The sequence below is a fragment of the Ruminococcus sp. AM26-12LB genome (genome assembly GCF_003480785.1).
In the GTDB taxonomy this organism is placed as follows: Bacteria; Bacillota; Clostridia; order Lachnospirales; family Lachnospiraceae; genus Blautia_A; species Blautia_A fusiformis.
Map to the genome: position 1 here is coordinate 85733 of NZ_QUJX01000007.1, position 25024 is coordinate 110756.

23 protein-coding genes are annotated in these 25024 nt (G+C 45.3%); 18 read left to right on the plus strand and 5 right to left on the minus strand.

The genetic code is table 11. The features are described 5' to 3' along the window. Positions 1-55 precede the first annotated feature (55 nt). The 9 genes from DW694_RS06765 (at position 56) to DW694_RS06805 (ending at position 10957) form a co-directional block, all read left to right on the plus strand. Positions 56-2428, plus strand: a complete 2373-nt coding sequence (locus DW694_RS06765) for a ribonucleoside triphosphate reductase (protein ID WP_118608152.1) — start codon at positions 56-58, stop codon at positions 2426-2428. Between the two features lie 334 nt (positions 2429-2762). After that, a complete protein-coding gene (locus tag DW694_RS06770; protein ID WP_015526141.1) occupies positions 2763-3203 on the plus strand; it encodes an ACT domain-containing protein in 441 nt (146 codons plus the stop codon). 27 nt (positions 3204-3230) lie between these two features. Then, the gene (locus DW694_RS06775; RefSeq protein ID WP_022426863.1) at positions 3231-3902 is read left to right on the plus strand and encodes a response regulator transcription factor; all 672 of its coding nucleotides are present in this window, start codon (positions 3231-3233) and stop codon (positions 3900-3902) included. Between the two features lie 7 nt (positions 3903-3909). Continuing rightward, entirely contained in the window at positions 3910-4968 is a 1059-nt protein-coding gene (locus DW694_RS06780; protein WP_022426864.1) for a sensor histidine kinase, read from the plus strand. A gap of 186 nt (positions 4969-5154) precedes the next feature. Next, entirely contained in the window at positions 5155-5922 is a 768-nt protein-coding gene (locus DW694_RS06785; protein WP_015526139.1) for an ABC transporter ATP-binding protein, read from the plus strand. Next, positions 5915-7936, plus strand: coding sequence for an ABC transporter permease (locus tag DW694_RS06790; protein ID WP_022426865.1), 2022 nt, complete (start codon positions 5915-5917; stop codon positions 7934-7936). Before DW694_RS06785 ends, DW694_RS06790 begins: the two co-directional genes overlap by 8 nt. A gap of 264 nt (positions 7937-8200) precedes the next feature. Next, positions 8201-8920 carry an AzlC family ABC transporter permease gene (locus tag DW694_RS06795; RefSeq protein ID WP_015526136.1) on the plus strand — a complete coding sequence of 240 codons (720 nt, stop codon included), beginning with the start codon at positions 8201-8203 and terminating at the stop codon, positions 8918-8920. Then, entirely contained in the window at positions 8910-9224 is a 315-nt protein-coding gene (locus tag DW694_RS06800) for an AzlD domain-containing protein (RefSeq protein WP_015526135.1), read from the plus strand. The genes DW694_RS06795 and DW694_RS06800 overlap by 11 nt, the downstream gene beginning before the upstream one ends. 107 nt (positions 9225-9331) lie before the next feature. Continuing rightward, complete coding sequence (locus DW694_RS06805; RefSeq protein ID WP_118752740.1) at positions 9332-10957, plus strand: IS1182 family transposase; 1626 nt, start codon at positions 9332-9334, stop codon at positions 10955-10957. 178 nt (positions 10958-11135) lie between these two features. Here DW694_RS06805 and dapF read toward each other — a convergent pair whose 3' ends face one another. Continuing rightward, positions 11136-11990, minus strand: a complete 855-nt coding sequence (dapF, locus tag DW694_RS06810) for a diaminopimelate epimerase (RefSeq protein WP_015526134.1) — start codon at positions 11988-11990, stop codon at positions 11136-11138. Positions 11991-12334: 344 nt separating this feature from the next. On the opposite strand from dapF, the gene DW694_RS06815 reads away from it, so the two are divergent. From DW694_RS06815 to DW694_RS06825, 3 genes are all read left to right on the plus strand, one after another. After that, on the plus strand, positions 12335-13111 hold the full coding sequence (locus DW694_RS06815; protein WP_015526132.1) for a transporter substrate-binding domain-containing protein: 777 nt from the start codon (positions 12335-12337) through the stop codon (positions 13109-13111). A 147-nt stretch (positions 13112-13258) separates the two neighbouring features. After that, positions 13259-13948 carry an amino acid ABC transporter permease gene (locus DW694_RS06820; protein WP_227574153.1) on the plus strand — a complete coding sequence of 230 codons (690 nt, stop codon included), beginning with the start codon at positions 13259-13261 and terminating at the stop codon, positions 13946-13948. After that, positions 13935-14678, plus strand: coding sequence for an amino acid ABC transporter ATP-binding protein (locus DW694_RS06825; protein WP_021651603.1), 744 nt, complete (start codon positions 13935-13937; stop codon positions 14676-14678). The genes DW694_RS06820 and DW694_RS06825 overlap by 14 nt, the downstream gene beginning before the upstream one ends. 95 nt (positions 14679-14773) lie before the next feature. Here DW694_RS06825 and DW694_RS06830 read toward each other — a convergent pair whose 3' ends face one another. Together DW694_RS06830 and DW694_RS06835 are read right to left on the minus strand one after the other, a co-directional pair. After that, positions 14774-15832, minus strand: coding sequence for a Gfo/Idh/MocA family oxidoreductase (locus tag DW694_RS06830; RefSeq protein WP_022426867.1), 1059 nt, complete (start codon positions 15830-15832; stop codon positions 14774-14776). 15 nt (positions 15833-15847) lie between these two features. Continuing rightward, entirely contained in the window at positions 15848-17053 is a 1206-nt protein-coding gene (locus tag DW694_RS06835) for an ROK family transcriptional regulator (protein ID WP_022426868.1), read from the minus strand. A 494-nt stretch (positions 17054-17547) separates the two neighbouring features. On the opposite strand from DW694_RS06835, the gene DW694_RS06840 reads away from it, so the two are divergent. The 6 genes from DW694_RS06840 to nagB all read left to right on the plus strand — a co-directional run bounded on the left by DW694_RS06840 (position 17548) and on the right by nagB (position 23412). Further along, positions 17548-18585 (plus strand): Gfo/Idh/MocA family oxidoreductase, encoded by a 1038-nt coding sequence (locus tag DW694_RS06840; RefSeq protein WP_022426869.1) that lies wholly within the window; start codon positions 17548-17550, stop codon positions 18583-18585. 63 nt (positions 18586-18648) lie between these two features. Beyond that, the gene (locus DW694_RS06845) at positions 18649-19893 is read left to right on the plus strand and encodes an extracellular solute-binding protein (protein WP_022426870.1); all 1245 of its coding nucleotides are present in this window, start codon (positions 18649-18651) and stop codon (positions 19891-19893) included. Positions 19894-20038: 145 nt separating this feature from the next. Next, entirely contained in the window at positions 20039-20920 is an 882-nt protein-coding gene (locus DW694_RS06850; protein ID WP_022426871.1) for a sugar ABC transporter permease, read from the plus strand. Beyond that, entirely contained in the window at positions 20920-21759 is an 840-nt protein-coding gene (locus DW694_RS06855; protein WP_022426872.1) for a carbohydrate ABC transporter permease, read from the plus strand. The genes DW694_RS06850 and DW694_RS06855 overlap by 1 nt, the downstream gene beginning before the upstream one ends. Positions 21760-21814: 55 nt before the next feature. Further along, complete coding sequence (locus DW694_RS06860) at positions 21815-22654, plus strand: sugar phosphate isomerase/epimerase family protein (RefSeq protein ID WP_022426873.1); 840 nt, start codon at positions 21815-21817, stop codon at positions 22652-22654. A 17-nt stretch (positions 22655-22671) separates the two neighbouring features. Then, positions 22672-23412, plus strand: coding sequence for a glucosamine-6-phosphate deaminase (gene nagB, locus DW694_RS06865; RefSeq protein ID WP_022426874.1), 741 nt, complete (start codon positions 22672-22674; stop codon positions 23410-23412). 90 nt (positions 23413-23502) lie between these two features. Here nagB and DW694_RS06870 read toward each other — a convergent pair whose 3' ends face one another. Together DW694_RS06870 and asnA are read right to left on the minus strand one after the other, a co-directional pair. After that, positions 23503-23937, minus strand: coding sequence for a CBS domain-containing protein (locus DW694_RS06870; RefSeq protein ID WP_021651604.1), 435 nt, complete (start codon positions 23935-23937; stop codon positions 23503-23505). Between the two features lie 48 nt (positions 23938-23985). Further along, positions 23986-24996, minus strand: a complete 1011-nt coding sequence (gene asnA, locus DW694_RS06875) for an aspartate--ammonia ligase (RefSeq protein ID WP_015526128.1) — start codon at positions 24994-24996, stop codon at positions 23986-23988. Positions 24997-25024: the final 28 nt, after the last annotated feature.

The window sequence follows — 25024 nt, forward strand, 5'->3', positions numbered from 1 at the left end:
TGAGGCGGAATGGAATATCCGCTTATAAATAAATGCATGAGGGAGGCATTTTCTTATGTTTCAGGTAGTAAAAAGAGACGGTGAATTAGACGAATTTAAAATGGGGAAGATCACCGCGGCAATTGATAAGGCATTTGATGCCAAAGGTAAGAATTACAGTTCGGATATGATCGATCTTCTGGGACTTCGTGTTACAGCGGATTTTCAGAATAAGATCGAGAACAACCGGATTTCTGTTGAGGATATCCAGGACAGTGTGGAGAACGTACTGATCCAGGCCGGATATTCTGATGTTGCCAAGGCGTATATCCTTTATCGTAAGCAGCGTGAGAAGATCCGCAATATGAAATCCACCATCCTTGACTATAAAGAGATTGTAAACAGCTATGTAAAGGTTGAGGACTGGCGTGTAAAGGAGAACTCAACGGTTACTTATTCTGTAGGAGGTCTGATCTTAAGCAACTCCGGAGCAGTTACCGCAAACTACTGGCTGTCTGAGATCTACGACAACGAGATCGCAGATGCACACAGAAATGCAGATATCCATATCCATGATCTGTCCATGCTGACCGGTTACTGTGCAGGCTGGTCCCTGAAGCAGCTGATCCGAGAGGGACTTGGTGGTATTGAGGGTAAGATCACTTCTGCACCTGCAAAGCATTTAAGTGTACTCTGCAACCAGATGGTGAATTTCCTGGGTATCATGCAGAACGAGTGGGCGGGCGCACAGGCATTTTCATCCTTTGATACTTATCTGGCACCTTTTGTAAAGGCAGACAACCTTTCCTATCCGGAGGTTAAGAAATGCATTGAGTCCTTTGTATATGGCGTAAATACTCCAAGCCGCTGGGGCACTCAGGCACCATTTTCCAACATTACACTGGACTGGACCGTTCCAGACGACCTTGCAGAGCTTCCGGCTATCGTAGGCGGCAAGGACATGGATTTCAAATACAAAGACTGTAAGAAAGAAATGGATATGGTCAATAAGGCATTTATCGAGACCATGATCGAGGGAGATGCCAACGGACGTGGATTCCAGTATCCGATTCCGACCTATTCCATCACAAAGGAATTCGACTGGTCTGATACCGAGAACAACCGTCTTCTCTTTGAGATGACTTCCAAGTACGGTACTCCGTATTTTTCCAATTATATCAACAGTGATATGAAGCCAAGCGACATCCGCAGCATGTGCTGCCGCCTCCGCCTGGATCTCCGTGAGCTCCGCAAAAAGAGTGGTGGATTCTTTGGCTCCGGTGAGAGCACAGGCTCTGTAGGCGTTGTTACCATCAATATGCCGCGTATCGCATATCTTTCCAGAACGCCGAAGGAATTTTATCAGCGCCTGGACCACATGATGGATATCTCCGCAAGATCTCTTCATATCAAGAGAGATGTGATCAGTAGGCTTCTGGATGAGGGACTGTATCCGTACACGAAGAGATATCTTGGAAGCTTTGACAATCATTTTTCCACCATCGGTCTTGTGGGAATGAACGAAGCGGGCTTAAATGCCTGCTGGCTGAAAAAAGACATGACAGATCCGGAAACCCAGAAGTTTACAAAAGAGGTTCTGGAGCATATGAGAAGCCGTCTTTCAGACTATCAGGAGCAGTATCCGGGAGAGCTTTTCAATCTGGAGGCAACACCGGCAGAGTCCACTGCATACCGTCTTGCCAAACACGACAGAAGCCGTTATCCGGATATCAAAACAGCGGGAAAAGAGGGCGACACTCCGTATTACACAAACAGCTCTCATCTGCCGGTTGATTACACTGCGGATATTTTTGACGCACTGGATATTCAGGACGATCTGCAGACTCTGTATACTTCAGGAACCGTATTCCATGCATTCCTTGGGGAGAAGCTTCCGGACTGGAAGGCAGCGGCAGCGTTGGTACGTAAGATCGCAGAGAATTATCGCCTGCCCTATTACACCATCTCACCGACCTATTCTGTATGTCAGGAGCATGGCTACATCAGCGGCGAGCATTTCACCTGCCCGAAATGTGGAAAGAAGGCTGAGGTTTACAGCCGTATCACAGGATATTACCGTCCTGTACAGAACTGGAACGATGGTAAGACCCAGGAGTACAAGAACCGTACCCTCTATGATATTACCCATTCCCAGCTGAAAAAGGTCCATACCAGTGTGATGACCATGAAGGGTGACGAGGTGGAGATCCAGCCTGTGGAATCTCATAAATATCTTTTTACGACTAGCACTTGTCCGAACTGCCGTATGGCAAAGAAAATGCTGGAAGGCGAAGAGCTGGAGATTATCGATGCTGAGCAGAATCCCGAGCTTGTCAAGCAGTATGGGATCCGTCAGGCCCCGACGCTTGTCATTACTGACGGGGCGAAGGTTAGGAAGTATGTGAATGCTTCTAATATACAGAAGTATGTAGACGAAGAGTTGGATTGAGTTTTTTGCCAAAATAACTGTAAGTAAAAAATGGATGGCTGGACGCATGTCTGTTGGATGTGTGTCTGGCCTTTTTTATATTGGGAATTTTATGTTATGATATTTTATGTTTGAGATTTGGGGCCTGGAAAAGATGGTTGACATTTCATGTCGAGATGGGTATACTTATACCTGAATTTAATGATTAAAAGCGTTACGCTTTAATGTATGAATGTATACGCAAAACGCTCCATCCCGGAAGGGCCCCGCTGGGGAAGGGATTCACTTCCACCAAATTTCATGCTAAAATAAAAAAAGAAAATAAAAAAGAATAACAGAAAAGAGGAAAATTATTATGGTAAAACAGAACATCGTCTTCGTAGAAAACACTCCAGGCAGTCTTCAGAAAGTTACAAAGATTCTTGCAGAGAATCAGATCGATATCTACGGTTTCGGCTGCTTTGACGCACCGGAGTTTGCAAACTTCCGTATGGTATGCGACAATCCGGAAAGAGCAGATGAGATCATGGCTGAGCATGGATACATGACTCGTATCACACAGGCTATCCTGGTAGACCTTCAGGATGAGATCGGTGGGTTAGACAAGCTTCTTAGTGTCATGGGCGACAGCAACGTAAACCTTCATTACATCTACACCTTCTTCCACAGAGGCCTGAAAGTTCCGGTAGCGATCATGCACTGTGAGGATCTTCTGGTTGCAGAGAGTGTTCTCCGTAACAATGGATTCCAGGTTCTGAACCGCCTGGTAGATCCGGATGGAGAAGCAGAGGCGTAATCAATCGCATAAAAGGGACAAACAGGAATGAAGTATCGTATTTTTATTGTAGAAGATGACGAAACAATCGCGAATCTTCTGAAAAAGCATCTCAGTTCCTGGGGATATGACGTTTTTCTGGCTGAGGATTTTTCCAATATACTGCAGGAATTTGCGGGGAAAGATCCTCAGCTTGTTCTTCTGGATCTGAAACTTCCATTTTATAATGGCTTTCACTGGTGTGAGGAAATCCGAAAGGTTTCCCAGGTGCCGGTGATCTTCATCTCCTCCGCAGCGGATAACATGAACATGGTCATGGCCATGAGCCGTGGAGCCGATGACTTTATTGCCAAGCCTTTTGATATGGACGTACTGGTGGCCAAGATCCAGGCAATCCTCCGCAGAACCTATTCCTTCGGAAACCCGGGAAATGTCCTGGAACATAAAGGCGCGGTTCTCAATCTTTCCAGAGCGACACTGACCTGGAACGGGGAGGAGACGGAACTGACCAGAAATGAACTGCGTATCCTGGAACTGCTTTTTTCCCAGGCAGGGAAACCGGTATCCAGAGATGCCATTATGACAAAACTGTGGGAAAGTGACAGCTTTGTGGATGACAACACCCTGACCGTAAACATTACACGCCTTCGCAAAAAACTGGAGGCGGCAGGCCTTGTGGATTTTATCATCACGCGAAAAGGTCTTGGATATATGGTGTGAGGTTTTTATGGAATCATTTCGAGCATATTTAAAACAGACAAAAATTTTTTTCATCGCCTGTGTTTTTATGGCGGCTGTGTCGACAGCAGTGATCTGCCTGTACCAGCTTCCCCTGGAGGCGGCGGTCTATCTGGCAGTTCTGTGGCTGGGAGCAGGAGCTGCCGTTTTTTTATACGGTTATGCCTGTTACAGACAGAAGGTGCAGAACTTAATCCTGGTGGAAAAAGCTCCGGAGATTAATCTGGACCGGCTGGGCGAGACCACCGATGAGGTGGAGCTTCTTTACAGGGATATCATCCGGAAACTGGACGGCATGCGGATGGGTGCGGAGACAGAACGGCAGCGTTCTCTGGAAGAAATGACCGATTACTACACTATGTGGGCACATCAGATCAAGACGCCGATCTTTGCTCTACGCCTGCTGCTTCGGGAGGAGCCGGAGGAGAACCGGGAGTCCGGGGCACAGCTTTTTCGCATTGAACAGTATGTGGAGATGGTGTTGGGCTACCTTCGCACGGAGGACATGTCCGCCGATCTGAAGCTGACCCGATGCTCGCTGGATCGGATCATCCGGGAGCAGATCCATAAATACGCAGGGATCTTTGTGTCAAAAAAGCTTTCGTTATCATATGAGGGGACAGATGCGATCGTTCTTACCGATGAAAAATGGCTTGGTTTTGTCATTGGACAGATTCTTTCCAATGCGTTGAAATATACAAGAACGGGCGGCATTGAAATCTGGCTGGAGGATGAGCGTGGAAACAGGGTATCTGAGAATCCAAATTTGAAGCAGAATACGGCTCCGGGGATTTGTAATACGGCCCCGGCAACTCTGGTCATCGCAGACTCCGGCATCGGAATCCAGCCGGAGGATCTTCCGCGCATCTTCGAAAAAGGCTACACAGGCGTCAATGGACGGGAGGACAACCGTGCTACCGGGATCGGTCTGTATTTAAGCCGGAAGATCCTGAGAAAACTGGGTCACGAGATCACTGTGGATTCCCAGGTGGATAAAGGCACGGAAGTTCGGATGAGCCTGTGGAAAAAAGATCTGGAGATGTATTAACCTTACACAAATGTAAGCTTCCTCCGTAAAATGTAAGCCACTTCGATGGCAGCCGCCGGAGAATTTTCTTATACTGAAACCATAACATAGCGTTTCGGGTAATTCTTACATCAGGTTCGATCGCTTTAGAACATGATGCACGACTCCCTGGATCGCTGTAAATACAGATAAGAAAGGAATTAGCGTATGGCATTACTGGAAGTAACAAATGTAAAAAAGATATACAGCACCCGCTTCGGCGGAAATAAAGTGCAGGCACTTTTCAATGTGACATTTTCGGTGGAAGAAGGAGAATATGTGGCGATCATGGGAGAGTCCGGTTCCGGAAAAACAACACTTCTGAATATTCTGGCAGCCCTGGACCGCCCCACATCCGGCGAAGTGCTTCTGGAAGGAAAAAGCATTACTCACCTGACAGAAAAAGAAATTTCCGCATTCCGTCGGAAGAACTTAGGCTTCGTGTTCCAGGATTTCAATCTTCTGGACACCTTCAGCCTCCGGGACAATATTTATCTTCCTCTCGTGCTGGCAGGGGAAGATTATCAGGAGATGGAGCAGAAGATCCGTCCCATTGCAAAAGCCCTTCACATCAACCAGCTTCTGGAAAAATTCCCCTACGAGGTTTCCGGCGGACAGAAGCAGAGAGCAGCAGTTGCAAGGGCACTGATCACAGATCCGAAGCTGATCCTTGCGGACGAACCGACCGGAGCCCTGGATTCCCGTGCAGCCTCCGATCTTCTTTCCATGTTCAATGAGGTAAATCGGGAAGGCCAGACCATTCTCATGGTAACTCACAGCGCGCAGGCCGCCAGCCACGCATCCAGAGTACTTTTTATCAAGGATGGCGAAGTGTTCCACCAGATCTACCGTGGCACAAAAACAAGACAGGAAATGTACCAGATGATTGCAGATACCCTGACGATCCTTACGACAGGCGGTGAGACCTATGCGTAAAGGAATGTTTGGAAAACTGGCAGTGCAGAACATCCGGAATAACCGGAGCACCTATGTTCCCTATATGCTTACCTGCATTTTCTGCATTGCCATGATGTATATGATGGAATTTCTGCGGGACTGTCCCACATTGGAGAAAGCAGTGCCCCAGGCAGCAGAAGTGAGGATGATCGTAGGAACCGGTGAAGTGGTTGTTGGAATTTTCTGCGTTATCTTTCTGATCTACAGCAACAGTTTTCTCATGAAACACAGACAGAAAGAAATCGGGCTTTACAACATTCTGGGACTGGAAAAAGGCCATATCGGAAAAGTGATGTTTCTGGAAACAAGCATGACTTCGCTGCTTTCTCTGACGGCAGGGATCGGGATTGGCATCCTTGGAAGCAAGCTCTCCCTGCTTTTGCTTTTCCGTTTTCTTCATGTTCCGGCAGTGCTGGGATTTTATGTTTCCATTACAGGAATCCTGTTTTGCATCGCAGGATTTGGAGGGATTTTTCTTGTTATTCTGGCACTGAATCTTACCAGAGTAAGGATGAATAACCCCATAGAACTTCTGAGAGGCGGAAACACAGGAGAGAAGGAGCCCCGGGCAAAATGGCTCATGGCACTTCTGGGGATGATTTCTCTTGGAGTGGGATATTATCTGGCAGTAACCACGGAATCCCCAATCCAGGCAATTTTCATTTTTCTTCTGGCAGTGATTCTGGTTATGGCAGGAACGTATCTTCTTTTTACCGCAGGAAGCATTGTAATCCTGAAACTTTTGCGAAAGAACAAAAAGTTCTACTATAAAACCGGCAACTTTATCAGTGTCTCCGGCATGATCTATCGTATGAAACAAAATGCGGCAGGCCTGGCCAGCATCTGTATTTTAAGTACAGGAGTGCTCCTGCTTCTTTCTATGACTGTGTCGCTGTATTTTGGAATGGGTGACATCATGGTGAACCGGTATCCTTTTGATACGGATGCCAGGATTTCGGGCATCAGCCAGGAACAGAGTGAACAGATTCAGAAAGTTTTTGCACAGGCAATCAAAAATGATCAGGTGCCGGCAGAAAAAACAGTGGACGAAACTTATCTCGAGATCGGCTGCAGGCAGGAAAAAAACGGTATTATGATCGGACAGGCTTACAGTTACTCAGAAGATGGAAAATCCGTAGATCTGTATACGATCCGTCAGTCTGAGTATGAGAAACTTACCGGTGAAAAAACAGATCTTCACGACGGCGAGATCTTTGCCTGGTATCCGTCTGAAAAGGAAAAAGACATATTAAAAATTGATGACCGGGATTTTGCAGTAAAAAAATGGCTGGAAAAAGCACCTTTAAGTGCCATGAACAATCTGGTATCCAATATGGCGGCAATTGTTGTGACGGATTCCGATTTCGAGTATATTGACGGGCTTCGGACAAAGATGTATGAAGGTCTTGATGCCTACGAGGCTGGAAAAGATCTCACAGTTCATTTGGGTGTAGATATCCGTGGCAGCGGGGAGGAAAAGATCCGGTATGGCCAGGCTGTTTATCAGGCACTGAAAGATTACTGCAGAAGCGGTGGCTTTTCAGAGAATACCATCGTGATCGGTGGTGTCCGCCAGAGTGAGTACGAAACGTATTATGTAGATAATGGAACGATCCTGTTTATTGGAATCTTTTTGGGAGCACTGTTCCTTATGGGAACGGCGATGATCATTTACTACAAACAGATCTCAGAGGGCTACGAAGATCAGGGAAGGTTCCAGATCATGCAGAAAGTAGGTATGAGCCGCAGAGAGGTGAAAGGAGCTATCCGCAGACAGATCCTTCTGGTATTTTTTATCCCGCTTGTGATGGCAATGGTGCATATTTCCATGGCATTTCCGCTGATCCGCCGGCTCCTGCTGCTGTTCGGAATGGCCAATACAAAATTGTACGTGGGCTGCACTGCGGGAACGGTTCTGGCCTTTGCGCTGGTCTATGGACTGATCTACTCCATGACAGCCAGATCTTACTATAAAATAGTGGAAAAAGCATAAAATCGGTGAAAAAGCACAGCTGTGTTTGCTGTGAAGTATTGAAGTTTTGATATGGCAATGCTACAATAAAGGGGCGTGTCAGGAAGCAGAAAAGTTTCCGGACACGCTCTTATTTACATGTACAACGAACTATAGCGATGCACTAATTTATTGGATCGCTGTAAGACGAGACGCTGGTGATCGCTGCACAGATCGGAGAAGCCTGCAAAGGTGCTTTTCATAGTTGCGTTTTATAACGGAATGTACATACAATGGAGGAAATCGATGAAAAGAGAAAGTTTCAGAAAAGGTATGAAGGATGGAGTTCCCATCGCTCTTGGATATTTTGCGGTATCCTTTACCTTTGGCATGATGGCTGTTGCCGGCGGCTTGCGTATCTGGCAGGCAGTTCTGATCTCCCTGACCAACCTGACATCGGCCGGTCAGTTTGCGGGACTGGACATTATTTTTGCGGGAGGCTCCATGTGGGAGATGGCAATGACCCAGCTGATCATCAACCTGAGATACTGCCTGATGTCATTTTCCCTGTCCCAGAAATTCCGGCGTGAGGAGTCCGGTATCCTGAAATACATCGCTGCTTTTGGTATCACCGATGAAATTTTCGGGATCAGTGCGGCCCAGGAGGGAAAGGTCAGCGTATTTTATAATTACGGAGCCATGTGCGTGGCAATTCCCGGATGGACTCTTGGAACTCTGGCAGGAGGAATCTCCGGAAGCCTTTTGCCGGATTTTATGCTTAGTGCGTTGAGCGTTGCCATTTACGGAATGTTCCTGGCCATCATCATCCCGCCGTCCAAAAAGAGCAGACCGGTTCTTGGGGTGGTTGTGGCATCCATGGCAGTCAGTACTGTTTTTGCGGTGACACCGGTGTTAAAACAGGTATCATCCGGATTTATGATCATTATCACAACACTTCTGGTAGCAGGCCTGGCAGCTTATTTCTGCCCGCTGGAAGAGAAAGGGGAAGCCGTTCATGAGTCATAATGTATATCTTTATATCCTGGTGATGGCAATTGTCACCTATCTCATCCGTATGCTGCCCCTTGCTCTTGCAAAAAACGAGATCAGAAGCCCGTTTATCAAGTCCTTTCTGTATTATGTGCCATATGCCTGTCTGGCAGCCATGACCTTCCCGGCCATCCTGAAGGCCACAGACAGCATCATCTCCGGTGCAGCAGGTTTCCTGGTAGCACTTATTGCTGCATATAAGGAAAAAAGCCTGATCACAGTAGCCCTGCTGGCGTGTGCGGCGGTGTTTATCGTGGAGAGGGTTCTGGTATTTATCTGAAAAGTATAATATGCAGGGGCTGTCGCACTAACGTGCGGCAGCTCATTTTATATTCAACACAAAACGCCGGACTTCGAAAAGCCCGGCGCTTGTGGTATAATTAGTTTATGCTACTAAACAAAATAATACAGAGAAATTATACCTCATTTTCTCTGTATTATCAAATCAAACTTCCGCTAGATTTAGAGATTTCTATTCCATCTGATGATCCGGTTCGTCTGGTAAGTGCCTTTGTGGAGGAAATGGACCTTTCTGAACTGTATAAAACTTACGGCAGGATCAGAAAAAATCAGGCAACACCGCGTCAGATTCTGAAACTTGTTATCTATGCAGCAATGAATCGGATCTATTCAAGCCGCGATATCAGAAAAGCATGTAAACGGGATATCAACTTCATGTATCTCCTGGAAGGTATGCCGGCTCCTGACCATGCAACGATCGCGCGTTTTATCTCTCTTCACTTTTCTGTCTGTGCAAAGACGTTGCTTGCACAAATGTCAGATCTGCTCTATCTTTTGGGTGAGATTTCGGGGAAGACCATTTTTATTGATGGCACAAAGATCGAATCTGCGGCCAATAAGTATACATTTGTATGGAAAAAGGCTATTACAAAAAATCAGGCCCGGTTATACACGAAACTGTCTTCTTTTGTGGCTGAATGTGAAGAACTCTATGGAATGAAAACGGTATATCATGATAGTATATCCATACACACCTTAAAGCGGTTAAAAAAGCAGTTATGCCGTATCAAAATACAGGAAGAAATCGTGTTTGTACATGGAACCGGCCGGAGAAAAACACAGTTACAGAAATCTCTGGAACAACTGGATTGGTATCTGGAGAAACTAAAGGAATATACGAAAAAACTGTATACGCTTGGGGACAGAAACAGTTATTCCAAAACAGATCCCGATGCCACCTTCATGAGAATGAAAGAGGACGCGATGCTGAACGGACAGTTAAAGCCTGCGTATAACATTCAGCATGGAGTGGATTCAGAATACATCACATGGATTGATATCAGCCCGCGCCCCACCGATACACGTACCCTGATTCCTTTTTTGAAAGATATGGAGAGCTACCTGGGATTTAAGTATTCAGAAATTGTTGCAGATGCCGGGTACGAAAGTGAAGAAAACTATCTTTTCATTGAAAGCAACGGACAGACTGCCTACATAAAGCCACAGAACTATGAGATCTCAAAAACACGAAAATACAAAAAGGACATTAGCAGAAGGGAAAATATGGAGTATCATGCGGACAGGGACAGTTACATCTGCCGGAATGGAAGAGAACTGACTGTCACAAATGAACGGAGAAGTAAAACGACGAGTGGATATGTCAGTATAAAAACTTATTACAGATGTTCAGACTGTACTGGCTGTCCTTATAAAACAGAATGTATCAAAGGGAACAACTGCAAAACGCCTATGGAAAAACGCAATAAAGTGTTGATGGTCTCAAAGACGATGAGTCAGAAGCGTGCAGAAGATCTGGAACGGATCACGAGTGAGTATGGGACTATGCTCCGGATGAACCGAAGTATTCAGGCGGAAGGTTCTTTTGCTGATGTGAAAGAAGACATGAACTTTCGGAGATACCTGTACCGTGGAAAGGTAAATGCCTTGGCAGAAAGTATCCTTTTAGCGATGGGGCGAAATATCAATAAACTTCATTGTAAGATTCAGACAGGAAGGACGGGAAGTCACCTTTTTGCATTAAAAAAGGCATAGATTTTGATAATTGAAAATAAAACAGTTTGAAATAAGGCATGCTGAAAGGGATGCTTAGGGACGAACTGCGCTTGTAAAGAATGGCATCAAAATGGTAATCAATTTCGATGCCATTTTGGCATAAAACGGGGCTGCCGCCCAGCAAAAATATTTGCTAATGCGACAGCCCCTTTTTCATTTATTCACCTAAAAATCCAAGATCGATCTCTCCGTCAAACACCGTAGTTGCAGGTCCTGTCATATATACAAGGTTTTCATCTCTTTCCCAGGAGATGTTTAAGTCTCCGCCAAGAAGCTGTACAGTAACCGGTTTGCTGCCGTCAACCTTGTCATTGAGGATGGAAGCTACCGTAACTGCGCAGGCGCCTGTGCCGCAGGCAAGGGTTTCTCCGGAGCCACGCTCCCATACACGCATCTTTACGGTGTGGCGGTCGATCACCTGAACAAACTCAGTGTTGACTCTGTCCGGGAAGCATACGTGATTTTCAAAGGACGGGCCGATCTTTTCCAGGTCAAGGCTGTTCACATCGTCTACGTAGATGATGGCATGAGGATTACCCATGGAAACTGCGGTCATGTGATATTCTTTTCCGTCGACGGTGATGGGAGCGTCGATCACCTGCTCGGTTTCGGCAACCACCGGGATCTCTTTTGCAGTGAGAATCGGGGAGCCCATGTTGACTTTTACCATGGAGGCCTTGCCGTCGCGGATAGTAAGATCCACATATTTGATACCGCTTCTTGTGGCGATGCTTAAAGAAGTTTTGTCCACAATGCCGTGGTCATAGACATATTTGGCAACGCAGCGGATACCGTTTCCGCACATGGCACCCTGAGAGCCGTCCAGATTGTACATATCCATCTCGCAGTCTGCAATCTCAGACGGGCGGATCAGGATCAGACCATCGGAACCAATGCCAAAATGACGGTCGCTGACAAATTTTGCCACTGCGGCCGGATCCTTAACAGTTTCCTCGAAACAGTTTACATATACATAATCGTTTCCAATGCCGTGCATTTTCGTGAATTTCATAATAGTAACCTCCTCTTGTTTCTGAATATTATACTTGTTTTTTCTGTTGGAACACAAGACCCCATGGAAAAAACACGCAGGTTTTTTCCATTTGTTGCCTTTAATAGTATAGTATATTGGACAATTGTTATCGAAAAGTGAATTTTCCCTGTGGAATTCCGGTAAATTAGAAGTGGATTTTCGTATTTATGGATTTTATGTGCTTGCATTTTGTCAGAAACATGGTATCATAAAACAAAGTAATATGCATGGAGATGTATAATTATGCTGTACATTACGAATTGGACTGACACAAGCAGAGAGACAGTTAACGTAAAGTACATAGAATTCAGGAGGAAGAAAAAATGAAGAGAAAATTTATGGCACTTGCACTTGCAGCAGCTATGACAGTTTCTATGACATCCGCTGTTTTTGCAGCAGATGAGATCAAGAGCGCAGATGATCTGGAGGGTAAGAAGATCGGTGTTCAGCTTGGAACAACCGGTGATGCAGACGCTACAGAGGTTAAAGACGCAACAGTAGAGAGATACAACAAAGGTAATGACGCTGTTATGGCTCTGAAACAGGGTAAGATTGACTGCGTAGTGATCGACAGCGAGCCTGCTAAGAAATTTGTTGAGAAAAACGATGATCTTGAGATCGTTGAGGATATTTTTGATAAAGAGGAGTATGCAATCTGTCTTTCCAAAGATAATGCAGACCTTACCAAAGAGTTCAACGAAGCGCTGAAGGAGCTGAAGGATGACGGAACTCTGGATTCCATCAGAGATAACTACATCGGTGATGATGCAGGTAAGACACCGTATGAGACTCCTAAGGATGCAGATCACTCCAAGGGAACTCTTACCATGGCAACAAACGCAACCTTCCAGCCATACGAATACTATGACGGAGATAAGATCGTAGGTATTGATGTTGATATCGCTCAGGCTGTCTGCGACAAGCTTGGATATGAGCTGAAGGTCGAGGATATGGAGTTTGATGCGATCGTAAATTCTGTTAAATCCGGAAAAGCTGATTTCGGTGCTGCAGGAATGACAGTAACAGAGGATCGTAAAAAGAGCGTTGATTTCACTGATCCGTACACAACTGCAGAGCAGGTTGTTATTGTAAAGAAATAATTTTGCACAGAGAAATCAGAGGATTCTGAACGGATAAGCTGAGAAACAGATATTCGTTGCAGGGTTCAGTAGCGAATGATCAGGTTCCGGATATCCGGGTATGTTTTCCGGATTTCGGAACCTGTAGTTTTGGAAAGGGTGGAAATTTTGAGTCTTATTGAACAGTTTCAGTTTAACTTTCTGGACGACAATCGCTGGCAGTTCATTTTGTCCGGTCTGAAAAATACCATCATCATTACTTTTTTTGCTGTACTTCTTGGTATTTTTCTGGGATTTGTCATTGCTATTGTCCGTTCTACACATGATAAGACAGGTAAGCTTAAGATCCTTAATGTGATCTGTCGTGTTTATCTGACTGTGATCCGTGGCACCCCAACGATGGTACAGCTGCTGATCGTATTTTATGTTATTTTTGCAACCATAGATCCGGGTAAGATAGTTGTTGCCATTATCGCCTTTGGTATGAACTCTGCTGCATACGTGGCTGAGATCGTCCGTTCCGGTATCATGTCTATTGATCAGGGACAGTTTGAGGCAGGACGGAGCCTGGGTCTTAACTATACACAGACTATGATCAAGATCATTCTTCCGCAGGCGGTCAAGAACATCCTGCCGGCCCTTGGAAACGAGCTGATCGTACTTTTGAAGGAGACATCCATCAGTGGTTATATCGGACTTATGGATCTGACCCGTGGCGGAGACATTATCCGAAGCCAGACCTACAGTGCACTGTTCCCGCTGCTGGTAGTAGCTGCGATCTATCTTGTGATCGTTTGCTTCCTTACCTATCTGGTAGGAAGACTTGAAAGGAGGCTGAGAACCAATGAGCGTAAGTAATGAAGTGCTTCTGGATGTACAGGGACTTGAAAAGGCCTATGGCGGCAATCAGGTTCTCAACGGGATCACCACACAGATCCGCAGAGGTGAAGTAGTAGCCATTATCGGACCATCCGGCTGTGGTAAATCTACATTCCTCCGTTCCCTGAATCTCCTTGAGGAGCCGACCGGGGGAAAAATCCTCTTTGAGGGAACCGACATCACAGATTCCAAGGTGGATATCAACCGTCATCGTCAGAAGATCGGAATGGTATTCCAGCAGTTTAATCTTTTTCCACATAAGACAGTAAAAGAGAACATTATGCTCGCACCTGTGACTCTGAATCTTATGAGTAAGGAAGAGGCTGAAAAAACGGCACTGGAGCTTCTGGAGCGAGTAGGTCTTCCGGATAAGGCAGATTCCTATCCGGACATGCTTTCCGGCGGTCAGAAGCAGCGTATCGCCATTGCAAGATCTCTTGCCATGAACCCGGACGTGATGCTGTTTGATGAGCCTACATCTGCTCTTGATCCGGAGATGGTAGGAGAGGTCCTGGAACTGATGCAGGAGCTTGCAAGATCCGGCATGACCATGGTTGTGGTAACTCATGAGATGGGCTTTGCCCGCGAGGTGGCAACCAGAGTCCTCTTCATTGATGAAGGAAAGATCCAGGAAGAAAATTCTCCTAAGGAATTCTTTGCAAATCCAAAGAATAAGAGACTTCGAGAGTTTCTTTCAAAGACATTATAAATATAAGAATATTAAAAACGGATGCTTTATCCTCCTGTGGAAATGCTGCAGGAGATAAAGCATCCGTTTTTTATAGTTACAGAATAGTGACGTAGTTATTTCACCGGCTGGTTCAGATCACTGTAGGTTACATCCTCAAAGGGGAGAGAGATGCGTTCTCTTCTGGCAGAGGAAAGGTAGATGCCCTTTACCATTTCAAGGGTTTTTCTGCCTTCCAGTCCGTCGATGGCAACAGGAAGATCCTCACGGACAGAACGGTAGAAGTCACGGATCTGCAGGTGATGGCTGCTTCCCCAGTAATCAGGGCCCACATTTGTGGTCTCATAAGTGTTTCGGATCTCGGCATAGGTGCCGTCCAGCTCGTAATAGCCCATGTCCTGCTTAAGACCCAGGCGTCCTTTTTCTCCGATCAGTTCAATATTGATCGGGGAATCGGCTCCGTAAATGTTGCAGGCATAGAGATTGTAAAGACAGCCGTTTTTAAACATGATAGCAGCGTCTGCGGCATCCTCCACTTTTACAAAATGATGAACATAATTATGAACACTTCCGTCGATCCATTCCACATCGGAATCCAGCATATATCGAACACGATCAATGCTGTGGATCGCCTGGTCGATGAGAACACCGCCGCCCTCTTTGTCCCATGTTCCCTTCCAGTCACTTCCGCTGTAATAGTCGAGCGGACGGTTCCAGGTCAGATAGGAACGTGCGGTAAGGATTTTTCCGAAATCACCCCGCTGGATCATTTCGCGGAGCTTTTCTACACTTTTTGTGTAACGGGTCTGGAAGATAACGCCCAGCTTTACATGAGTTTCTTCGGCGGTACGGATCATTCTGTCTGCATCCTGAAGACAGGTGGCAATGGGCTTTTCGGTAAGGACGTTAATGCCGGCTTTCATGGCTTTGATGGCCATGACCGGGTGCAGGAAATGCGGCAGACAGAGATGTACCACATCAATATCCTTATCCAGGATCTCATCAAAGTCCGTAGTCCAGGAACAGTTAAATTCCTCTGCAAAGGCTTTGGCAAGAGCTGGATCTTTGTCAACGGCATATGCTAATTCTACTTCATCGCTGAGACGATGGAATGCATCCGCATAAGAGACGGAAATACGGCCGCAGCCTACAATAGCAGCTTTCAGTTTTTTCATGGCTTCCTCCTTATATCATCCGATAAAAAAATTCGTCGGATCCTGATTTGTAAAAGAATAGTGGATATCAAAAAAGTATTTCATGGCTCCGTTCAGGAACGAATCACTCTGGAGCTGGGAGTAACGGACAGTCACGTTATCTACCATCCTGCGGAACCCGGTTTTTTTCAGGTCTTCCCGTACTTCATTGAGAAAATATTCGCCAAGATCCGGAATCTTTCCGCCAAGAACGATCAGAGATGGATTTACGGTACTGATCAGATTACTCAGGGCGATGGACAGCTCCCATGCCATCTCCTTTACCATAGCAAGAGCGGTTGGATCGCGGAAGGTGGCAGCCTTTCCCAGATCTGAGAAGGTGATTTCTGAAAGTGCGCTTAAGGATGGAATCTGTCCGAATTCCGGGATCCTGTTTTTCAGAGCCTGCTCCGAGATCATAACTTCCAGACATCCGTGATTTCCGCAGATACATTCCGGACCGTGAGGATCGATGGAATAATGGCCGAACTGGGTAGAGGAACCACTGGCAGTTCCAAGCATGCTTCCTTCTGTGAAAAGGGTGGCACCGATGCCGCGGCCGAAATTGAGAAAAGCAAAATTTTTCTCTTTTATATTGCCATAGACCTTTTCCGCGTAGGAATAGCAGGCGGTATCATTGAGAAGATCAACCGGGTATCCCGGGAATGCAGTCTTCAGAGATTTAATGATCTGAGTGCTTTCCATGGAAGGCAGATTCAGGGTCGTGGAATATACTTCATTGCTGGAGGCGTCGATCATGGCGGACATTACTATGCAGATGCCAAGGATACGGTCAGGAGCACAGTGTTCCAGAATGGATTCCTGGAAACAGGAGCCGGAGCATGCGACATGATTTTCGTCTTCGGAAAGCTTCCGTGATTCATGAAAGACGGAAGTACCGGCAATGTCCACAAGATAAGCTTCGACAGCATTTTCATGCCAGTTCATGACAACAACGTAGTAGCTGTTCATCCGGACCTGAAGGCAGTTCGGCTTACGTCCGATGCTGTCGGATTCTCCGATACCGTTGTCCACAATGAATCCCCGTTCGATCAGTTCATCTACAAGAGTAGATACGGTTGTTTTGCTGAGCTTCGTTTGCTTGGCAAGGTGTGCTCTGGATATTCCGGGACTGGAATAGATGGAAGTATAGAGCCGTTTCATATTCGTGTTCTTAATAACCTGCTGATTAACAAGTTTCATAGTTTCTTTTCATCTCCAATCCTTTAAAAATAAACGGTACCGAAAAATGGTAAAGTCTCCGTACTAAATATATCCTATCATAGATGCAGAAAATAATCAATATGTGGCTGTACAAAGAAAATATTGACTATTTATAGAAGGAAAAATATAAAAATACGACAATTCTAAAATGAAGAGCAATATAATACAGGCATTTTTTCGGAAGACTGGTAAAAAAACGGAGATAAATAGTACAGTGATAGAAATAATTGATTACAAATGTGCAAAATGCACAAAAAATACTCGAGATATTGTTTATTATAGAAGAAATGCACATTGAAAGACGAAAAAACGGGAAAGAATGTTGACAGATACGGCAAAGAATGCTATCCTAAATCCAAGCTAAGAACAGCAAAAAAGAGAGTTTGTAACAAGAAACACAGATGTTTTTGCAAAAAACTTTTATTTTTTGAAATATTAGTTAGGCCACTGGACAAATAAAGAGAGGTAGAGAGATGAGAATAGGCGTGATTGGATGCGGCGGAATGGGAACGACTCATTACTTATCCCTGAAAGTCTTATCAGAAAAAGAGGATGATGTTGAGGTAGTTGCCCTGTCTGACTGCAGAAAAGAATTTCTGGACAAAGCGGCATCATATTTTCCGGAAGCTGCCACATATGAATACGGAATGGAACTGATCGAAAAGGAGCAGCTGGATATTGTACATATCTGTCTTCCAAGCTATCTGCATGCAGAACATGCAGTGAAGGCACTGGAAAAAGGGATGAATGTACTGGTGGAAAAACCGGTATGTCTGACCGAAGAGGATTGCCAGATGCTTCTTGAAGCAGAAAAAAGATCCGGGAAGAAGGTTATGGTAGGACAGGTAGTACGTTCCTTTGAGGAATATAAATATCTGAAGGAAGCTTACGACACAGAAAAATTCGGAAAGCTGAAATCCATTACTATGGAGCGTATCAGCGGAGATGTGAAATGGGGATTTGAGGATTGGTTCCATAATGAAGAAAAGAGTGGTTCCGTTGTGCTGGATCTTCACGTGCATGATCTTGATTTTCTGCGTTATATGCTGGGTGAGCCGGACAGCTTCCAGGTAAAAGCCAGCAGATTTGAAAGTGGCATGATCAATCATATCATCACGGAGTATGAATTCGGAGATGTTTTTGCTACAGCAGAGGGTATTTGGGATGAGTCATCGGCAATGAAGTTCCATGCAGCGTTCCGTGCACATTTTGAGGATGCTACGATAGAATTTAACGGTGCTCAGTCACCGAGCCTGACAGTATATAAGAAAGACGGAACTGTGGAGACGCCAGAGCTCAAAGCTGAATATGAAGGCGAGAGTGATGTGGCGGGAATCAATGTCTCCAATCTGGGACCATATTATACAGAGATCAAATATTTCCAGGAATGCGTCAGAGAAGATAAACCTGTAGAGGTTGCTCCTTTGATCGAAGGAGTAAGATCCGTACAGCTTGGGATTAAAGAGTGGAATGCGGCAAAAGAGTATGTAAACACACACGAAAACAAATAATGAAATTTTCACTGAAAGGCAGTGAGAAAAATAAAAAAAGCTATTCAAAAGGAGGATATGCAAATGAAAAAAAGAGTGATTTCTATTCTGTTATCAGCAGCAATGATCTCATCAATGGTAGTTGCAGGAGGGGTAACTGCACATGCTGAAGAAAATGTAACACTGAATGTATTTGATGCACATGCTTATGGTCTGGAAGAATATGACGAGATGGTAAAAGCCTTCGAGAAATCACATCCGGGTGTGACTGTTGATGTACAGCATGCAGCCAACGATTACGACACACTGCTTCAGTCCAGAGTAAACTCCGGTGATACACCAGACGTATTTGATGCTGAGGCCGGAACAAAAGCGAAAATGTACTATGATTATGCTTACGACTGGAGCAATGATACAGAAGTTCTGGACAAGTTCAATGAGGACGCTGTAAACCTTGGAAAAGATGACGAGGGAAATGTAAAATCTCTTCCATGGACCTATGAGAACATGGGCCTGATCTACAACAAGGACTGCTTTGAGAAAGCTGGTATCGACAAGCTTCCGACAAACATGGATGAGCTGGAAGAGGCATGCAAGAAGCTGAAGGATGCAGGCATCACTCCGTTTGCACTTGCTGCAAAGGAAACATGGGTATTAGGACAGGTTGCAACACATTTCATGATCGACAAAGACAAAACAGCTGCTGAGACAGTAGATGCGATCAAATCCGGTGAGACAGCATTTGCAGATATGCCTAACTGGGAGAACCTTTACAAGTTCCTTGATCTTGCTGTAGAGTATGGTCCGGACAAGCCGCTTGAGGTTGACTGGGAGACATCAGAGAATATGCTTGCAAACGGCGATGCAGCTATGATCCATATGGGTGACTGGTGCCAGTCTACACTGGATTCCTTTAATCCGGATGCAAATCTTGCATTTCTTCCATTCCCGGTAGGCGCCGGTGAAGATGATGCAACTGTATTATCCTCCTGTAACTGGACTTATATTGTAAATAAAGATTCCAAGAATCTGGATCTTGCAAAAGAGTATTGTGAGTTTATCCTTACATCCGAAGAAGGCCAGAAATGGATGGCAGAAGGTGTAGGAGCTGTTCCTGGTGCAAAGTCTGATATGGAAGTGACCGGCGCTCTTGCAAATGATGCCAAGACCTATATCGACGCTGGAAAGACAAACGGCTGGATCCACACGATTGCTCCTGGCAGCTACGCAGATGAGTGTGGTCCGTATCTCCAGTCTTACATGCTTGGAGACATGAGCGCAGATGAAGTAACACAGCTCTTCCAGGATTTCTGGACATCAGCAGAGTAACAAGGAACTCCAGGAGCCGAAGAGAAACAGATTTGTTGATTTTGGGCTGACGGAATGTAACTGACAAAAGAGGGAGACAGGCAGCAGCTTTGCCTGTTTCCCAAATATAAACCAAAGAAAAAATGAATTTCTGGAGGGGATAGGATTGAAAAACAAAAAAACAAAGGATCTGGCAATTTTTGCATTGTTTGTCTTTCCGGCAGTCGTTTTTGTACTGTTTGCCACAGATATTCCATTTGTAATGAATCTGTACTATTCGGTATTTAATTGGAATGGAATCGGCAAGAACATGGAATTTGTAGGACTTGCCAACTATGTGAAGATCTTTACTGCTGACCCGCTTTTCTGGAAAGGTGTCAGATTTACTCTTAAATTTGCAGTATTTTATGTTGTTATCGTAAACATTGTTTCTCTCACAGTCGCTGTCGTAATGGCACGTGAGAACAAAGTGAACAGTCTTGGTCGTGCTTTTTATTATATTCCTTATATCATCAGTCTGACAGCGATCAGTCTGATCTGGAAATTTATCCTGGGACCTGGCTTTGAGGCTCTTTACAGTGTTACAGGATGGGAATTCTTTAACTGGAGCTGGCTTGGAACACCGAAGCTTGCTTTTTATGTAGTTGTTGTCATGGCAGTATGGCAGAATCTTGGTTTTTACATGGTCAATTATATCGCAGGAATCATTGCAGTTCCGGGAGAGCTTCTGGAAGCGGCAAGAATCGACGGAGCAACCTCTTTCCAGGTATTCCGCAAGATCACAATTCCGATGATCATGCCTGCGATCTCGATCTGTATGCTGACATCAATGACATTTGCGTTTAAGTTATTCGATATTATCATGGTATTTACAAAGGGCGGACCTGCGAATTCAACTGTTTCCGTTGCGTATAATATTTATAAGGAAGCTTTTGTTAACAGCAAATATGGTCTTGCTACTGCCAAATCTCTTGTATTTGTAGTATTTGTTCTGATCATTACAGCAATTCAGATGAAGATTACCAAGAGTAAGGAGGTTGAGGCATAATGAAGAAGAAACCAAAGAACCTGCGGCAGGTGAATGCACTGACGATCATTATTTTTGTATGTGCGATCTTCTGGCTGATGCCGCTGGTATTGATCTTTATAAACTCATTTAAACCCTATAATGATATGCTGCAGGACTTTCTGGCTCTGCCCAAGTCATGGAGCCTGAAGATGTATATGGAGACCTGGACGAAATTCGGTTTCCCGTCTCTGATCTTTAATACATTGCTTTATACATTCTGCACTGTCATCCTGGTAGTGCTTATGGCGCCGATGGCAGCCTATAAGCTCGCAAGAACAAAAAGCAGACTTAGCAAAATATGCTTTGTTCTGATCATCATGCCGATGATGGTTCCGTTCCAGTCTTACATGATCACCTTGACAAGACTGGTTTCCAACGTGAAACTGACTGGAACAAGAACCGGATATATTCTGGTAAGTGTGGGCTTATGTATGCCTCTGGCAGTATACATGATCCATGGATTTGTAAAAAATGTTCCTATCGATCTGGAAGAGTGTGCATGTATTGACGGCGCAGGTAAGATCCGCACCTATTTCAGCATTGTACTTCCGCTTCTGAAACCGATCCTCACGACGGTCGTTGTTTTGGATGCACTGGCAACCTGGAATGATATCATCACCAACCAGCTGATCGTTGGCGGAAACACAGTGGCAATGAATATCCAGAATGCACTGTACATGCAGTTTTCCGCACAGACAGCAGACTGGGAGCATGCACTTCCCGGAATCGTAATGTCCATGATACCGAGTCTTATCTTCTTTGTTGTGATGCAGAAGCATATTGTAGGTGGTATTACTGCCGGTGCGGTAAAAGGCTGATCTTGGTGGTATAAGTAGTATAATATGAGATAATACTGGAAGGAGAACAGAACCTATGAAAGTTGGAGTTTTGATCGAATTTACAAGCAATACAGATATTGATGCAAAATTTGCGGAGCTGAAGGAAATGGGTGTGGATAGCTGCCAGCTGGTATGTTGGGATCGTCCAACACTTCAGGACGATGCTATGGCAGAGGCTATTAATAAAGGTCTGGAGAAATACGGGATCCACGCAACCGCATTCTGGTGCGGATGGGAAGGCCGCAGAGTATGGGATTTCTATGAAGGACAGCTGACACTTGGCCTGATTCCGTCTGATTACAGAGTTGAGAGACTGAAGATGCTTATGGAAGGTTCTGACTTTGCGAAAAAGATCCATGTGACAGACCTGGCAACACACGTTGGCTATATGCCGGAAAATCCATACGACCCGAAATACGAGGAAGTATTGGTTGCATGTAAGGCTATTGTGGAAAAATGTAAGGAAAATGGTCAGAACTTCCTGTTTGAAACAGGACAGGAGACTCCTGTAACATTAAAGCGTGCGATCCAGGATATTGAGAAAGCTGTCGGAAAAGGAAATGTGGGAATTAACCTTGATCCTGCAAACCTGATCATGTACGGAAAGGCAAATCCGGTAGATGCTCTGGAGGTTTTCGGTGAGTATGTCATGGGAATTCACGGAAAAGATGGAAAATATCCAACAGATGGACATCATCTGGGTGATGAGGTTCCCCTTGGCCAGGGTAAAGTAAATTATTCTGCATTTATTGCAAAGCTGAAAGAGATCGGTTATCAGGGAGATATTACCATTGAGCGTGAGATCTCCGGTGAGGAACAGAAAAAAGATATCCGTATGGCCAAGGAGCTTCTGGATAAACTGATCGCAGAATAAGAGCTGAGGAAAAAACTATGATTATTTACGCAGGAAAAGATTATCAGGATGTAAGCAGAAAAGCAGCCAATATCATGTCTGCACAGATTATCATGAAACCGGATGCAGTTCTTGGACTGGCTACCGGTTCCACGCCTGTGGGCATGTATGCACAACTGGTAGAATGGTACAAAAAAGGGGATCTGGATTTTTCCAGGGTGACAAGTGTGAATCTGGATGAGTACAAGGGACTTTCCGGCGACAATGACCAGAGCTACCGCTATTTTATGGATCATAATCTCTTTGACCATGTAAATATTGACAAAGCACGGACCTTTGTGCCTGACGGACTGGAAGAGGATAGCGATAAGGCATGTGCACAGTATAACGAAATCATCCGGCAAACCGGAGGTGTGGATATGCAGCTGCTTGGTATCGGCGGGAACGGACACATCGGCTTCAATGAACCAGGAGATGCCTTTGAAAAAGAAACCCATTGTGTGGATCTGACAGAAAGTACCATCAGGGCCAATTCAAGGTTTTTTGAAAGCATGGATGAGGTCCCGAAACAGGCCTACACTATGGGAATCGGGAATATCATGGCTGCAAAAAAGATCCTTCTTGTGGCAACGGGAACATCCAAGGCAGAAGCCCTGTATAATTCCCTGTACGGACCGATCACACCGAAGGTTCCGGCATCTATCCTGCAGCTTCACCCGGATCTCACGGTTGTGGCAGATGAAGATGCACTGAGTATGATCCGCGAAAAAATAAAATAAAAATCCGGAATACAACTGCCGGATCAAAAAAGGATGGCTTCCGATTCCTACCTGTGCAGGAACGGAAGCCATCCTTTTTCTTTCCGCTGCTCAGTGGATTTCTTCACCGGCAGTTTTTTGTGCGGCTTTTATTTCGTTGTAACAGTATTTGATGATAGATTTTCTGGTTATGATTCCGATGAAGGAGCCCTGGTCATCTACCACCGGTACGAAGTTCTGATTAATGGCGCGATCCAGGAGATCTTCCATATTGGAATCTGCATGGACCGGTTTGTAGGTGGCACGGCGTGGAATCGCCATGATTGGGATTCCCTCTGTTTCCTTGATGTCGTGGATATCTGCACGGCGCATGCCCCAGAGGAGATCTCCCTCTGAGATGGTGCCGAGATATTTGCCGTCCATGGTGAGGATAGGAATGCAGGAGTACTTGCGGTGCTCCATTTTTTCGAGGGTCTGGCGAAGAGTTTCATCCTCAAAGATGTAGGCTACTTCGCTTTTGGGAATCAGAAAAAACAGAATGTTCACGTTATTACCTCATTTCCGCGAAAATTATAAATAAATCTGTAGGCTGTTTTAGAGAAGCTGAAGTCCGTGTGTCTCTGCAGCATCTGTGATCTCCTTCGGCCAGAGAGAGACATGTACTTCTCCGATGTGTGCTTTACGAAGGAAGAACATACAGATCCTGGACTGTCCGATACCACCACCGATGGTGTACGGAAGCTCTTTGTTCAGGATTGCTTTCTGGAATGGAAGCTCTCTTCGGTCATCACAGCCTGCTTCGGTAAGCTGACGGTCAAGTGCGTCCTCGTCAACACGGATTCCCATTGAGGAAAGCTCAAGGGCAATGTCAAGTACCGGATAGTATACGAGGATATCACCGTTCAGTTCCCAGTCATCATAGTCCGGGGCACGTCCGTCGTGGCGCTCGCCGTTGGTGAGGGTTTTGCCGACTTTCATAAGGAAGACAGCGCCCTTTTCACGGGTGATCCGATATTCACGTTCCTTCGGTGTACAGTCCGGATACATGTCAAGAAGCTCCTGAGTTGTGATAAAGAAGATATCCTTCGGAAGGATCTCCTCGATGTAGTCATACTGTACAGCCATGTATTTCTCAGTTTTACGAAGGACACTGTAAATGGTGCGTACGGTTTCCTTGAGAGTCTCCATGGAACGTTCTTCTTTGGAGATGATCTTTTCCCAGTCCCACTGGTCTACGTAAACAGAGTGGATATTGTCCAGATCTTCATCCCGGCGGATGGCTACCATATCTGTGTAAAGACCTTCTCCGTGAGAAAATCCGTATTTTTTCAGTGCGTAGCGTTTCCATTTGGCAAGGGAGTGTACGATTTCGGCGTTGCTTCCTTCGATAGCCTTGATATCAAAGCTTACCGGGCGCTCTACACCATTAAGGTTGTCATTAAGGCCGGATTCCGGTGCTACAAATGTTGGAGCGGATACTCGAAGAAGGTTCAGCTTCTGTGAGAGTGTCTGCTGGAAGAAATCTTTTACTGTTTTGATCGCAATCTGTGTGTCATGGAGGTTCAGGTCTGCATGATAGGTTGCGGGGATTGTGATTGTATTCATTATCGGCTCCTCCTGATGATTTTTAGGC